Genomic DNA, 14595 nt, shown 5'->3' on the forward strand with positions numbered 1-14595 from the left:
AAATCAAAACCTTTAAGTGTATGGCTCAGAAATATCGTAATCGAAGAAAGAGGCACTTACTTCGTGCGTCCTTAATTTGTGGTATTATCAATTTCGAAATTTAATTTCGGGAGAAGTCTATTAAAAATTATTATAGTTTTGCTTCAAAAGATTTGCAAGAACGTATAGACATACTCAATTCGATAAAAAAGCGCAACGTATGATATACTGTAAGTATGACCTATGATAAAACAATCCAAAAAGATAATTTTGACTTATGCCGATAGTGAGGCTATTGAAAGTGTTCTTTATTTTTAACGAATTAAGTATAACATTCGAGTTGAACGATTAAAAAAAGAAGATGTGACACTTTTAAAAACTTCTGATTTAAATAAGCCCACTGAAAAATTATTAGAGATGATTTCAAGAACCTATATTGCGTGTAGATTTTGATTTTACCGATGAAAAAGAATATGATGTTAATCCTGAAAAATCAATTGAAGATTATAAAACTGAGGTTAAAATTTTTAATCATGGTTGATGAGTAATTATTTTATATTTTTGGAAATTAAGAACGCATAACAAAAGCAGAGCTCAAAAAACTCTGCTTTTGTGTTGCTACAATTTACTATTAAGTTGTTTTTGTTAAAATTCTTTTATAAAATAGGAAACCAGTTGCCACTGCGATTGGTTGGTGAAAAATTGGCTGAAATTAGCCAAAATCTGTTTTATTTCTTAGAATAAAGGCTCTTATCATAGGTCTCAGCCTTAGCCACAGCCTCTGTCAAAGTCAAGCCAGCAAATGCTTGCGCACCAAACAGGCGACCACTTTGTTTGTCATCAAGAAAGGCGGCAACGACCATGCCAGGAACGACTGTTTCAACAGCATGGTGGGCATTCGGACCGCCAAGGTCAGAACGCACCCAACCTGGATCGGCGATATTAATCGTCACGTCAGTCCCCTCAAAAGTCGAGACAAAATTGTGCGTGCCCTTGTCAAGTGCGCCCTTACTAACCGCATAAGCGGACTGCTCGGGCTGATTGTTGATACCGCTCGTTGTGTTGATAATCCGCCCAAAACCGCGCGCAACCATGCCGGGCGCAAATTTCCCAGTCAGAATCATTGGCGCCAAAGCATTAACCTTGAACGACAGCAGAAACTCGTCCGTATCCATTTTGTAGATGTCGTCTTGCAATGGTACCTGCACCCCAGCGTCGTTGAACAAAATATCAACGTCAGTTTTCGCCAACACCTCATCTGCCATTTTGCGAACCGCTTTATCATCGGACAGGTCACAAGCAACAGCATAAGCCGTAACGCCAAGCGCTGTCACCTCAGCCAAAACGTTTTCAGTATGGGCGATGTCACGACTATGCAAAACAAGATTTGCCCCCTCTTTTGCCAAATACAAAGCAATTTGACGACCAACGCCACGACTTGCACCAGTTACCAAAGCCCATTTACCTTTAACAGTGTTCATTTAAATTTATCCTCCATTTTTTAAAAACTATATATTTATTATACTATGTCGCTTGCTGAATGTAAAGGTTTCATGTGATATAATGAAGTATGATGAAAATTTTCGATACACATACCCATTTAAATACAGAAACTTTCCAAGGTCGTGAGGCCAAGGAGATTGAGAAAGCGCATGAGTTTGGCGTGACCAAGATGAATATCGTTGGTTTTGATATGCCAACAATCAAGCGTAGTCTGGCATTGTCAGAAGAATTTGACAATCTTTATGCCACAATTGGTTGGCATCCAACTGAGGCTAGCGATTACACGCCTGAAATCGAGGCGATGATTGTCGAAAATCTAGCTACTCCCAAAGTGATAGCACTCGGCGAAATCGGGCTAGATTACCATTGGATGACAGCGCCAAAAGAGGTGCAAGAACGTGTTTTTCGCCGTCAGATTCAGCTGTCGAAAACGCACAATCTGCCTTTTGTCGTGCATACGCGCGATGCGCTTGAGGACACTTATGCTATCATCAAGTCCGAGGGTGTTGGTGCGCGTGGTGGGATTATGCACTCATTTTCTGGCGATTATGAGACTGCCAAAAAGTTCCTCGATCTTGGGCTGATGGTATCATTTTCAGGTGTTGTGACCTTTAAAAAGGCGCTCGAACTGCAAGAGGTGGCGACAAAGTTGCCTTTGGACAAGATTTTGGTCGAGACGGATGCGCCCTATCTTGCGCCCATGCCTTATCGTGGCAAGGAAAACACGCCCGCCTACACCAAGTTTGTCGTCGAAAAAATCGCCGATTTGCGTGGTATTTCAGCTGACGAGGTAGCGCAAGCGACTTATGAGAATGCGATGAGAATTTTTGGTTTAGATAATGGCAAATAAGATAAAAATTTCAGAAATTCTTGTCGTTGAGGGCAAGGATGACACCGCTAATCTCAGACAATATTACGACGTAGAGACCTACGAAACACAAGGTTCTGCGATTTCAGAAGATGATTTAGATAGAATTGACCGCTTAAATGACCTTCGTGGTGTGATTGTTTTTACCGACCCAGATCATAGTGGCGAACGCATTCGGCGGATCATCATGACCGCCATTCCAACAGTTAAACACGCCTTTCTCAATCGCGATGAGGCAAGACCCAAGTCGAAAACGAAAGGGCGCTCACTTGGTGTTGAACATGCCAGTTTTGAAGATTTACAAAAGGCTTTAAGTCAAGTCACATCAAATTTTGAGGATGAAGATAATTTTGACATTGCGCCGAAAGATTTGATTCGACTAGGATTGATTGCGGCAAAGGACAGCCGACAACGACGTGAATTTTTAGGCGAACAACTCAGAATTGGTTACAGTAACGCCAAGCAATTGTTGAAACGTTTGGCGTTGTTTGGGGTGAGTTTGGCAGAAGTTGAGGATGTTATGCGGGAGTTTGACTGAAGAAATGGAAATTGCTAGAAGAAAATAAGCAATAAAGCGAGCAATTATTTTTTCTGCTATAATAGTATCAGACAAAAAAAATTCAGGAGAATCCCATGCACATAGCAGATTACCAAGTCACCAAAGCCATCTTAGAGCGCCACGGCTTTTCATTCAAAAAAAGTCTGGGGCAAAATTTTCTAACTGATACCAACATTTTACAGAAAATCGTTGAGACAGCTGAGATTGATGACCAAACAAATGTTATCGAAATTGGTCCAGGTATCGGTGCGCTGACTGAATTTATCGCCGAAAAAGCTGCCGAGGTTATGGCATTTGAGATTGATGACCGCTTGATGCCAATTCTCGCAGACACTTTGCGCGATTTTGACAACGTCACAGTCATCAACGAGGACGTGCTGAAAGCCGACTTAGCGCGGCATATCAAAAATTTCAAAAATCCTAATCTTCCGATAAAAGTCGTCGCTAACCTCCCTTATTACATCACGACCCCCATTCTCATGCACCTCATTGACAGCAAAATTCCCTTTACCGAGTTCGTCGTCATGATGCAAAAAGAAGTCGCCGACCGTATCAGCGCTAGCCCCAACACCAAGGCTTACGGCAGCCTCACTATTGCCGTCCAGTATCACATGACCGCCAAAGTCGCTTTCATCGTCCCCAAAACCGTCTTTGTTCCCGCGCCAAACGTTGATTCCGCTATTTTAAAGATGACACGGCGCGCCGCGCCAATGGTCGAGGTCACAGACGAGGCCTTCTTTTTCAAAGTCGCAAAAATCGCCTTTCGCCACAGACGAAAAACACTCTGGAACAATTTACAGTCAGCCTTTGGCAAGACAGAAGAAGTGCGTGTGCAACTAACAAAATCACTAGAAAACGCCGAAATCTCACCCAAAATAAGAGGCGAGGCGCTAACCATTAAAGAATTTGCCAAACTAGCTGAGGCACTGTTACCACTGAAATAAAACATGATACTGCAAAGTTAGCTTGAAGTTCAAATTAACAGGAGTTGGGAATAAAAATTAGCTATTTTAGCATATTTCAGCAAATAGAAAAATCGCATGAAATCAACGTTTTATAAAGCGAATTTCATACGATTTTTCTATTAATTTGCCTTTTGTTCCAATCTCTTTTTCATAGCAATATGCCGAATCCCAGCATCCAAAAATTCCTCGCCAAACGCCTCAAATCCCAATTTTTCATAAAAAGCAATGGCATGAAGTTGCGCATGCAGTTCAGCTGTTTCAAATTCTTGTGCCTTTAAAAAATTTAGCACAAAAACAATCAACTGAGACGCATACCCTTCTCCACGATAGGCTTTGAGCGTAGCGACACGCTGAATTAGCGCCTGTTTACCATTGTCAGACGGCAAAATGCGCAAGGTTGCAACAGCAGTCTCATCATCTAAGAACAGGACAAAATGAACACAATAAGCCTCATTTTCGTCAATTTCGAGCGAACAAGGAACATTTTGCTCCTTGACAAAAACAGTGTTGCGAATTTTCAGCGCCTGAACGTAAACGCTAGATAAAGTATCTCTTGTTTGCTTGATTTCCATATTTACCTCGATTTTGGTATAATTGTATATTATACCAAAACTTCGCTGAAAATACGAAAGGTACCTTGTGTTTAAAAATTCAAAATTATTTTACTGGACGATTGAGATGCTTGCGGTTGTTGCACTTATCTGGCTATTGACACATGTTAGCTTTGTCTTTAAGCCTATCACAACGCTGTTTTCATTGGTTTTTTTGCCTTTTGTTATCTCTGGTTTTCTTTACTATGTCTTTAATCCACTGGTCATTTTCCTAGAAAAAAAGTTTAAAATTCGACGAATTTGGGGTATTGTTCTCGTTTTTATCTTGATTATCGGCATTTGTGTCTATACGCTGACTGCACTCGTTCCAAATGTTATTGCGGAGCTGACCAGTTTGATAAATGCTTCGAGTGACGTTTTTCCAGCTCTCCAAAAATGGTTGGAGAATCTCTCAAAAAATCCCGCTTTTAGCGAGATAGATTTCAAGGCGCTGATTAATAAAGCCAATATTAGTTACATGGATATTTTGAAAAATCTGCTGTCGGGCGTGACACTCAGCGTTTCCAGTGTTGTCAATATCGTTTCAAAAATTGCTATGGTACTTGTTTTAGTTCCCATTCTACTTTTTTACATGCTCAAGGATGGTCAAAATATGTTGCCGTTTTTGAAAAAGACGGTATTAAAGACCGATAAACTTAATATCATAGGTCTTTTAAATGATATGAATAAGACAATTTCCAAATTTATCAGCGGTGCTGCGATTGATTGTTTGTTTATCTTTGTGACGGTTTTTATTTCCTATCTGATAATGCGTGTTCCGTATGCGTTTTTGTTTGCAGCATTTGCGGCGGTAACCAATCTGATTCCTTACTTGGGACCTTATATTGGGCTGATTCCAGTTGTTTTGACGATTGCCTTTGATGATCCGATAAAGGCGATTGGTGCTGTTCTTGTCGTGTTGACAATTCAGCAGATTGATGGCAATATCGTCTATCCCAAAATTGTTGGCTCAGCCGTTGAAGTTCATCCTGTGACAATCATGGTTTTGATGTTAGTGGTCGGCTCACTTTATGGTTTGATTGGTATGCTAATTGCTGTCCCATTTTACTCGCTTGCCAAAGAAATCGTGAAATTTTCATGGAAATTACGTGAAAATCGCCGACAATTGAGCTTGGTTACAAGCAAAACCAAGAAATATGATATAATGGATAAATAACGTTCGGACTTAACCGGACAAAATTTGGAGGAAACAAACCCATGCACCCTGACCCTGAAAGTCAGTCCTTGTTAATACAAATCGCTTTACTGGTCATTTTGACGATTATCAATGCTCTTTTTTCAGGCGCTGAAATGGCGCTCGTTTCAACGAGTCGTGCGCGTGTTGAACAGCGGGCTGAAGAGGGAGATAAGAAATATCAGAAATTACTTGCCGTTCTTAATCAACCAAGTAATTTTCTCTCAACGATTCAAATCGGCATTACCCTCATCAATATTCTTTCTGGGGCAAGTCTAGCTGATACTTTGTCGGCGAGACTTGCGCCTCTTTTGGGCGGTACGCCAACTGCTAAAACGATTGCCAATGTACTAATACTTGCTATTTTGACCTATGTTTCAATCGTTTTTGGTGAACTTTATCCCAAACGAATTGCGCAAAATCTCAAGGAAAAATATGCGCTTGCTGCTGTGACACCGTTGCATATTTTAGGGCTGATTATGCGCCCGTTTGTCTGGCTGCTTGCGACTTCAACCAACATTCTCAGTAAGCTAACACCGATGACTTTCGACGATGATGCTGAGGATATGACACGCGACGAAATTGAGTACATTCTCAACAATAGTGACAACAGTGCGCTTGATGACAATGAGCGCGAGATGTTGGCGGGCGTTTTCAGCCTTGACGAGTTGATGGCGCGCGAAATCATGGTACCGCGGACGGATGCTTTTATGGTTGATGTCAATGATGATATTCATGCTAATATTGCAGCGATTCTCGCACAAAATTTCAGCAGAATCCCTGTCTATGAAGACGATAAAGATAAAATTGTCGGCGTTTTGCATACTAAAACCTTACTGAGAAATGGTTATGAGCAAGGGTTCGATAAGTTAGAGTTAAGAACGTTTTTACAAGAACCACTTTTTGTTCCAGAAACAATTTTTGTCGACGATTTGTTGCGTGAACTTAAAAAAACGCAGAATCAAATGGCGATTTTGCTCAATGAATACGGTGGCGTTGAGGGCATTGTCACGCTTGAAGATTTGCTAGAAGAAATTGTCGGCGAGATTGAAGATGAGTCCGATATTGCTGAAAAAGATATTTTCCCGATTGCTGACAATATTTTTGTTGTCAAAGGCAGTCTGACTTTAAATGACTTTAACGAGCATTTTGACACACATCTGGAATCTGATGATGTTGACACGATTGCGGGCTATTTCATGGCGGGAATTGGTGCGATTCCAAATGAAAAAGAGCAGATTGACTATGATGTTGTGACTGATAAGGACAATCTGACTTTGACAAGTCTCGAAGTTGACGGGACACGTCTGGTTAAATTGCGCGTGACTTTCCATGAAAATTTGTCAGGAGTTGAAAGTGATGCTGCTGAAAAATAAGGATAAGGCATCTCTAAAAATTGCTTTTGTTCATTTTTAGATAAAATTTTCTTAGGTTAGGAGATCCGATGAAGCTTGTTGGTGCAAGTAGAGGAAGATTGACGATTAAGGGAATTTTAACAAAAATGGGCGAATCTGAATTTTTAGAGATGCCCTATAATAAGGTGGGCGTCTGGGCAGGTGCTCATTTTTATATTCTTTCTTGATTTAAAAATAGATATGGACATCTCTAAAAACTCAGATTTCCCAAATTTTGTCAGCTCATAAAATCGCTGACAGAAAAAGATGTGCTAGATTTTCCAAATCCTGCGTCAATCTTTCTAGCCTTGCACCAGCAAGCCGTCGCCAGATTTCCTTGCGGTTAAAAAATCTATCTAAAATTTTGAAAAAGCAGTTTTTAGAGATGCCCATATAAAACCATGAAAAAAAAGTGGTGCGACGCATAACCGCAGGCGCAAATTTTCATAGAAAATTTGCTTGAAGTTCAAATAAAGGAAAATAAAATGCAAGAATTATTTCAAATAACGCTTATTTTAGGCGCGAGTTTAATGGCTACGGTGGTGTCTAGGCGGATTGGTATGCCAGCAGTTGTGGGGCAACTTTTGCTTGGTATTCTCCTTGCGCCAAGTGTTCTGGGGCTGATTCACGGAACTGAAACGCTTGAGTTTCTAGCTGAAATCGGCGTTATTTTACTCATGTTTTTGGCGGGGCTTGAGAGTGACTTTGATTTGCTCAAAAAATACATGAAACCAAGTCTACTGGTTGCGATTTTAGGCGTTATTGTACCGCTTATCGCCTATGCTGGATTGACGGCCTATATGGGTTACAAGCCACCTATTGCGCTTTTTTATGGTATCGTTTTTGCGGCGACCAGTGTCTCCATTACCGTTGAAGTTTTGCAGGAATATGGTAAACTAACCACGCAAGCTGGTGCTGTCATTCTGGGGGCAGCAGTTGCAGATGACATTATTGCCGTATTAGTGCTGAGCTTTTTTATGAGTTCACAAAAATCTGATGGCAATCTTGCTCTGAAATTCGCCTTACAAGTCATTTTCTTAGTCTTTCTCTATCTTGCTTTTAAATGGCTAGTGCCGTTTGTTTTTCATTTGATAAATAAACTCACGATTTTTGCCAAATATATAACCGCTAGTTTGCTGATTTGCTTTATTTTTTCACTTCTTGCTGATTTTGTTGGCATGAGTGCCGTGATTGGTGCTTTTTTTGCGGGTCTTGCCATTGGTCAGACAACCATGGCTGAGAAAATAGAAACTTCTATTAGCACGATTGCTTACACCTTTTTTATCCCCATTTTCTTTATGACAATCGCCTTACCGATTCAATTTAATGGCATACTGGCAAGTCCTTTATTTGTTATTTGCCTGACCATTTTGGCTATTTTGACAAAACTTGTGCCAAGTTATCTCATCTCTCGCAGTTTCAAATTTGCTAAACGTGACAGTTTGCTGATTGGTAGTGGCATGGTCAGTCGTGGTGAAATGGCACTGATTGTCACGCAGATAGGACTTGCTAGCAAGTTGATTGATACAACGATTTATAGTGAGCTTGTTATTGTCATTATTTTGTCAACCTTGATTGCGCCATTTTTGATTAAGGCGAGTTTGACAATGACGTAATATCCGATTTCTTGTCTATTTTAAATTTGATTTCTAATCACTTTCCAACCAAAATAATTGTCAACACTATCAAAATAACGTAAAATAGAAGTAGGTTAGATGTAACTTTAGACTCGTATTAGAAAGTGTGATAATCATGGAAAACCTAGGAGATGTGACTGGACTCATCCATTCAACTGAGAGTTTTGGGAGTGTTGATGGTCCTGGTATACGTTTTATTATTTTTATGCAAGGCTGTAAAATGCGTTGTAAATTTTGCCATAATCCCGACACATGGGCGATGAAAACAAAAAAAGCGCGAGAGCGAACGGTTGATGACATATTGACAGAAGCGCTCAAATACAAGTCTTTTTGGGGTAGTCGTGGTGGCATTACGGTTTCTGGTGGTGAGGCCATGTTACAAATGGACTTTGTGACGGCTTTGTTTACGAAAGCCAAAGCGCTTGGTATCCATTGTACGCTAGACACCTGTGGTCAACCTTTTTCGACTAAACCTGAAATGCTAGAAAAAATCGACAAACTTCTTGCTGTAACTGATTTGGTGCTACTTGACATCAAGGAAATCAACGATATGAGACATCGTGATTTGACGGGACATAAAAACGCCAATATTCTCGCATTTTCTCATTATTTATCAGATAAAAATATTCCTGTTTGGATTCGGCATGTTCTTGTGCCTGGCGAAACAGATTTTGACGACGATTTGACTGAGCTTGGTAACTACGTCAAAACCTTGAAAAATGTTGTGAAATTTGAAGTTTTGCCTTATCATACCATGGGTGAGTTCAAATGGCGAGAGCTAGGCTGGGAGTATCCGCTAGTCGGTGTCAAACCACCATCAGCTGACCGTGTTGCCAATGCCAAAGCCTTGTTACAGACAGAAGATTATAAGAAATATTTGGAACGTGTGAAAAATTAAGCATAAAAAGTGTATAATAGACTATACACTTTTTTTGGAGAGAGAATAAAAAATGACAAAAATAATTTTCATGGGGACACCTGATTTTTCCGTGCCAATCTTAGACGGTCTGATTGAAAGTGGCTATGATGTTCTCGCCGTCGTGACCCAACCCGATCGTGCGGTTGGCCGTAAAAAAGAAATCAAGATGACACCAGTCAAAGTGGCGGCATTGCGCCATAATTTGCCAGTTTATCAACCTGAGAAAATTAGCGATTCTGCTGAAATGGCGGAACTTCTGACATTGAATGCTGACCTTATCGTAACGGCAGCTTTCGGGCAATTTTTGCCAGAAAAATTGCTTAACTCAGTCAAGCATGCCATCAATATTCATGCTAGTCTCTTGCCCAAATACCGTGGTGGTGCGCCTGTTCATTATGCCATCATCAATGGCGATACTGAAACTGGCGTGACCATTATGGAAATGGTCAAGAAAATGGACGCGGGCGATATGATTTCGCAGCGGGGGATTCCGATTACTGACGCTGATACTGTTGGCACAATGTTTGACAAGCTGAGCCTTGTCGGACGTGAGCTTTTGCTTGAAACCTTGCCAGATTATCTGGCTGGCAAGTTGCAACCTGTGTCACAGGCAGAAACGCAAGTGACTTTTTCGCCAAATATCACACCAGAGCAGGAGCGTGTTGATTGGCAACAGCCTGCGCGTGATATTTTCAATCAAGTGCGTGGTATGTCGCCGTGGCCTGTGGCGCATACGACTTGGCAAAATGCCCGTTTCAAACTACACAACGTTGCTTTGGTTGACGGCGAAGGCACCTCAGGCTCAGTCATTGAAAAAACGAAAAAAAGTCTGCTTGTCGCAACAGGAAAAGGGGCGATAAGCCTTATCACTGTCCAACCAGCAGGCAAACCTAAAATGCCCATCCAAGATTTTCTAAATGGCTTAGGCAAAAACATCAAAATCGGAGATAAATTTGAGTAATAATCCGCGCCGTGTGGCGCTTTCGGTCATTAATGACGTCCTAAATAACGGCGCTTATGCTAATATTGCGCTTAATGAAAAAATCAAGTCGGAAAATCTGACTGAACTTGACAAAAAGCTAGTAACGCAGCTTGTTTATGGCACGATTTCAATGAAAATCACGCTAGATTGGTACACCAAACCATTTGTCAAGAAAACGAAAAAATGGGTTAAAAATCTACTTGCCATGACCGTTTACCAGATGATTTACATGGATCGGATTCCGACCTCGGCGGCGGTTGATGAGGCAGTCAAAATTGCTAAAAAGCAAGGCGATAAGCGACTTGCTGGCTTTGTTAATGGCGTTCTGCGCAATTTTACACGTGCTGAATTACGATCATTTGACGAAATTTCTGATTCGACTGAAAAATTATCTGTCCAATATTCGATGCCGATTGACTTGACGAAAAAATTTGTTAAACAATTCGGATTTGAAAAAACAGTTAAAATTTTTAAAAGTCTGGCAGAACCAAGTCGTGCAAGTTTACGCGTTAATTTGAGCAAAACAGATCTCCAGACTGAACTTAATCGCTTACTTCGTGACTATGATGTTGTGCCATCTGAAATTTCTGAAACAGGTATTGTCGCTGAATCGGGTCATTTTGCTGACTTGCTTGATTTTAACGACGGTCTTATCACGATTCAAGATGAATCAAGTCAGCTTGTTGCCGTTGTGCTTGACCCGCAGCCACATGACAGAATCCTTGATGCTTGTGCAGCACCTGGTGGCAAAACGGTGCATATGGCAGAATATTTGTCAGAAAGCGGGCATATTGAGGCGCTTGATTTGTACGACCATAAACTGCGTTTAATTAAGCAAAATGCTGAACGCTTAGGGCAAATGGACAAAATCACCTTGACCAAACTGGATGCACGCCAAAGTTTTGAAAAATTTGGTGCCAATCGTTTTGATAAGATTTTAATTGATGCGCCTTGCTCAGGTATTGGGCTGATTCGCCGCAAACCAGACATCAAATATCGCAAAGAAACGACCGATTTTACAAATTTACAGAAAATTCAGCTCGAAATATTGGAAAATACTTGCCAAACCCTTATAAATCATGGTATCATAGTTTATAGTACATGCACAATTTTTGATGAAGAGAATTTTCAAGTGATTGATAAGTTCTTGGCAAGGCACCCTGAGTTTGAAAAGGTTGCATTAACACATGAAAGAGCGGACATTGTTAAAGACGGTTGCCTTTTTATCACGCCAGATGCTTATCATACAGATGGTTTCTTTATCGCTAAATTGCGTAAATCTAATCTCAACGAAAATGAGTGAGACTGCTAGTGTTTAAATATCAGTCTCACATCTAAAATGAGGATATTCATGAAGTATAGTATTTTGTCAGACGTTGGACAGAAACGTTCCAACAATCAGGACTATGCCGACACTTTTGTTAATCAGCAAGGTGAGCGGATTTTTCTGCTTGCAGATGGTATGGGCGGTCATAAAGCTGGCAATGTGGCGAGCAAATTGGCAGTTGAGGACTTGGGAAAGGCGTGGACGACAACAACTTTCGCCCTTGGAAGTGAGTCGAGTGAAGTTGAGGAATGGCTCCGTGCGCAAATTTGTGCGGAAAATGAAAATATTGCCAACCTTGGTAAGCTCGATGAGTATCAAGGTATGGGAACAACGCTTGAGGCTGTCATCGTCCAAAAACACCAAATTATCAATGCCCATGTTGGCGATTCTCGCACGCAAATCATCAAAAATGGTGAGTTGATTCGGCTTACAAAGGATCATTCCTTAGTTCAAGAATTGGTTGATGCGGGGCAGATTACTGCTGATGAGGCTGAACATCATCCTAATAAAAATATTATCACACGTTCACTTGGTCAACCAATTGATGTGAAAGTGGACACGGCAACGCTTGAAATTGATGAAAATGATATGATTATCATGAGTTCTGACGGGTTGACAAATATGATACCAAGCACAGACATCGTGAAAATTATTGAAAATGACATTGCGCTAGATTTACAAGCAGAAGCGTTGGTAGGTCTTGCTAACAGCAACGGCGGTCTTGATAATATCACAGTCGTTTTGATCAAGTTTGATAAAGGAGATCTGTAATGATAGAAGTGGGGAAAATCTATGCAGATCGTTATCGGGTGCGTAGAGAAATTGGTCGCGGTGGCATGGCAAATGTTTATCTGGGCGAAGATACCTATTTAGATAATCGGCAGGTTGCGATAAAAGTTCTGCGTTCAAATTTTGAAAATGATAGTATTGCGATTGCGCGTTTTCAGCGTGAGGCTTACGCTATGGCGGAACTCAATCATCCAAATATTGTGAGTATTTCTGATGTCGGTGATGCAGACTCTCAGCAATATATTGTCATGGAATACGTTGACGGCTTGACTCTTAAGCAGTATATCAATGAACATGCCCCTCTTGCCAATGAAGAAGTTATCAGAATTGGCGATGAGATTTTGGCAGCGATGGCTTTGGCGCATAGTAGCGGTATTATTCATCGTGATTTGAAACCGCAAAATATTCTGATTACCAGAGATGGTACAGCAAAAGTCACGGATTTTGGTATTGCTAAAGCATTGTCAGAAACCTCGTTGACACAAACTAACTCAATGTTTGGCTCAGTGCAATATCTTAGTCCTGAGCAAGCGCGTGGCGGCAATGCGACACCTCAGAGCGACTTGTATGCGATTGGTATCATTCTCTATGAGATGTTGACAGGTCAGATCCCTTTTGACGGCGATAGTCCAGTTACGATTGCGCTGAAACATTTTCAGGAAAACCTACCAAGCATTATCAACCAAAACCGAAATGTCCCACAGGCACTTGAAAATGTTGTCATCAAAGCGACAGCTAAAAAGTTAGAAGATCGTTATGATAACGCGTTAGCAATGCGTCAGGACTTGGATATGGCTTTGAGTTTGGATCATGCGCATGACCCCAAGCGCACATTTGCTGAGGATATGGAGGCTACAAAATCTATTCCAAAAATTCTCATTCCTGATAATGGTAATACCGATAAATTAGTCAATCAAGTTAGGCAAGATACAGTTCCTGAACCAGAACCACAGTTTGTGGGCACAAGTACTCCTAGACATCGTGTTCCTAAAGGCTTAATCATTGGTGGTGCGATCATTGCGATTCTTACCATTGCGGTGGCAGCCTTGTTTCTGACAACACCAAAAGAAGTCAGAGTGCCAGATGTTTCTGGCAAGACTGTTATTGAGGCGACAAATGAGCTTGAGAAAAAGAAACTCAAGGTGGGTGAAATCATTTCAGAGGGAAGTACTGAAGTTGAGGTTGAGAAAGATAGGGTTATAAAGACTAATCCAGAGAAAGGGACCAATAAAAAAGAAGGTTCTAAAATCAATCTTTATGTGTCGAAAGGTGGCAATGTCATCGAGATGCAAGATTATATTGATGAAGATATACAAACTGCTATCGATGAACTTATGCTTAAATACAATGTCAGCGCCAGTCAGATTGAAAAGAAATATGTTAAATCATCGAATTTTGAGGCAGGAAAAATTGTTAAACAAACACCTAAAGCAGGCAAAGACTTTGATTTAGATGGTATAGAAAAAATTGTCTTTGAGGTATCTAAGGGCGATGAGGTTGCTATGCCAACTTATCAAAATCTTTCTGGTATGAGTACGAAAACAGTGACAGTATTAAAAGCTGAACTTCAAAATCTAGGTGTGCCACTCAAGAATATTACAGTTGAGTATTTGACAACAGCTGACAAAGCATCTGATGGTTATGTTGTTAGCTCAACACCTGAACAAGGTGCTAATTTTAAAGCCGAAACAACACAAATTGTGTTGACAGTCTTAAAATATGAAGCACCCTCAGAAAGTTCAAGTGTGACCAAATCAAAATCTGAAAGTCAAAGTAGCAGTCAGTCAAGTTCAGATTCTGAGCCGATTCAGTCAACGACCGCACCACCAGAATCTGAATTCTCAACAACAACTCGATCAAATTGACAAAAATTGTTAGTAAATGCCTG

Annotated in this window: 14 protein-coding genes; 12 read left to right on the plus strand and 2 right to left on the minus strand. The window is 40.7% G+C overall.

Going from position 1 to position 14595, the window contains the following annotated elements:
* Positions 1-707: 707 nt before the first annotated feature.
* Positions 708-1460 carry an SDR family NAD(P)-dependent oxidoreductase gene (locus Hs30E_RS01815; protein ID WP_172207532.1) on the minus strand — a complete coding sequence of 251 codons (753 nt, stop codon included), beginning with the start codon at positions 1458-1460 and terminating at the stop codon, positions 708-710.
* A gap of 92 nt (positions 1461-1552) precedes the next feature.
* Between Hs30E_RS01815 and Hs30E_RS01820 the strand changes: the two genes are divergently transcribed.
* The 3 genes from Hs30E_RS01820 to rsmA all read left to right on the plus strand — a co-directional run bounded on the left by Hs30E_RS01820 (position 1553) and on the right by rsmA (position 3853).
* Positions 1553-2332: a TatD family hydrolase gene (locus tag Hs30E_RS01820; protein ID WP_308780661.1), complete on the plus strand. Its 780-nt coding sequence runs from the start codon at positions 1553-1555 to the stop codon at positions 2330-2332.
* Positions 2322-2888, plus strand: a complete 567-nt coding sequence (rnmV, locus tag Hs30E_RS01825) for a ribonuclease M5 (protein ID WP_172207534.1) — start codon at positions 2322-2324, stop codon at positions 2886-2888. Before Hs30E_RS01820 ends, rnmV begins: the two co-directional genes overlap by 11 nt.
* A gap of 95 nt (positions 2889-2983) precedes the next feature.
* The gene (rsmA, locus tag Hs30E_RS01830; RefSeq protein WP_172207535.1) at positions 2984-3853 is read left to right on the plus strand and encodes a 16S rRNA (adenine(1518)-N(6)/adenine(1519)-N(6))-dimethyltransferase RsmA; all 870 of its coding nucleotides are present in this window, start codon (positions 2984-2986) and stop codon (positions 3851-3853) included.
* A 140-nt stretch (positions 3854-3993) separates the two neighbouring features.
* On the opposite strand, the gene Hs30E_RS01835 is transcribed toward rsmA, so the two are convergent.
* Complete coding sequence (locus Hs30E_RS01835; RefSeq protein WP_172207537.1) at positions 3994-4446, minus strand: GNAT family N-acetyltransferase; 453 nt, start codon at positions 4444-4446, stop codon at positions 3994-3996.
* Between the two features lie 67 nt (positions 4447-4513).
* Here Hs30E_RS01835 and Hs30E_RS01840 point away from each other — a divergent pair, with 67 nt between their 5' ends.
* The 9 genes from Hs30E_RS01840 (at position 4514) to pknB (ending at position 14572) form a co-directional block, all read left to right on the plus strand.
* Complete coding sequence (locus tag Hs30E_RS01840; RefSeq protein ID WP_172207539.1) at positions 4514-5641, plus strand: AI-2E family transporter; 1128 nt, start codon at positions 4514-4516, stop codon at positions 5639-5641.
* Between the two features lie 41 nt (positions 5642-5682).
* On the plus strand, positions 5683-7035 hold the full coding sequence (locus Hs30E_RS01845) for a hemolysin family protein (protein WP_172207541.1): 1353 nt from the start codon (positions 5683-5685) through the stop codon (positions 7033-7035).
* A 68-nt stretch (positions 7036-7103) separates the two neighbouring features.
* Positions 7104-7241 carry a hypothetical protein gene (locus Hs30E_RS01850; protein ID WP_172207542.1) on the plus strand — a complete coding sequence of 46 codons (138 nt, stop codon included), beginning with the start codon at positions 7104-7106 and terminating at the stop codon, positions 7239-7241.
* Between the two features lie 297 nt (positions 7242-7538).
* Complete coding sequence (locus tag Hs30E_RS01855; protein WP_172207543.1) at positions 7539-8669, plus strand: cation:proton antiporter; 1131 nt, start codon at positions 7539-7541, stop codon at positions 8667-8669.
* Between the two features lie 136 nt (positions 8670-8805).
* Positions 8806-9588: a pyruvate formate-lyase-activating protein gene (gene pflA, locus Hs30E_RS01860; RefSeq protein WP_172207545.1), complete on the plus strand. Its 783-nt coding sequence runs from the start codon at positions 8806-8808 to the stop codon at positions 9586-9588.
* Positions 9589-9640: 52 nt separating this feature from the next.
* Positions 9641-10570, plus strand: coding sequence for a methionyl-tRNA formyltransferase (gene fmt / locus Hs30E_RS01865; protein ID WP_172207546.1), 930 nt, complete (start codon positions 9641-9643; stop codon positions 10568-10570).
* The gene (gene rsmB / locus Hs30E_RS01870; protein ID WP_172207547.1) at positions 10563-11894 is read left to right on the plus strand and encodes a 16S rRNA (cytosine(967)-C(5))-methyltransferase RsmB; all 1332 of its coding nucleotides are present in this window, start codon (positions 10563-10565) and stop codon (positions 11892-11894) included. The genes fmt and rsmB overlap by 8 nt, the downstream gene beginning before the upstream one ends.
* 48 nt (positions 11895-11942) lie before the next feature.
* On the plus strand, positions 11943-12689 hold the full coding sequence (locus Hs30E_RS01875) for a Stp1/IreP family PP2C-type Ser/Thr phosphatase (RefSeq protein ID WP_172207549.1): 747 nt from the start codon (positions 11943-11945) through the stop codon (positions 12687-12689).
* Complete coding sequence (pknB, locus tag Hs30E_RS01880) at positions 12689-14572, plus strand: Stk1 family PASTA domain-containing Ser/Thr kinase (protein ID WP_172207550.1); 1884 nt, start codon at positions 12689-12691, stop codon at positions 14570-14572. Before Hs30E_RS01875 ends, pknB begins: the two co-directional genes overlap by 1 nt.
* Positions 14573-14595: the final 23 nt, after the last annotated feature.

The sequence above is a fragment of the Pseudolactococcus hodotermopsidis genome, from assembly GCF_011170085.1.
GTDB classification, from domain to species: domain Bacteria; phylum Bacillota; class Bacilli; order Lactobacillales; family Streptococcaceae; genus Pseudolactococcus; species Pseudolactococcus hodotermopsidis.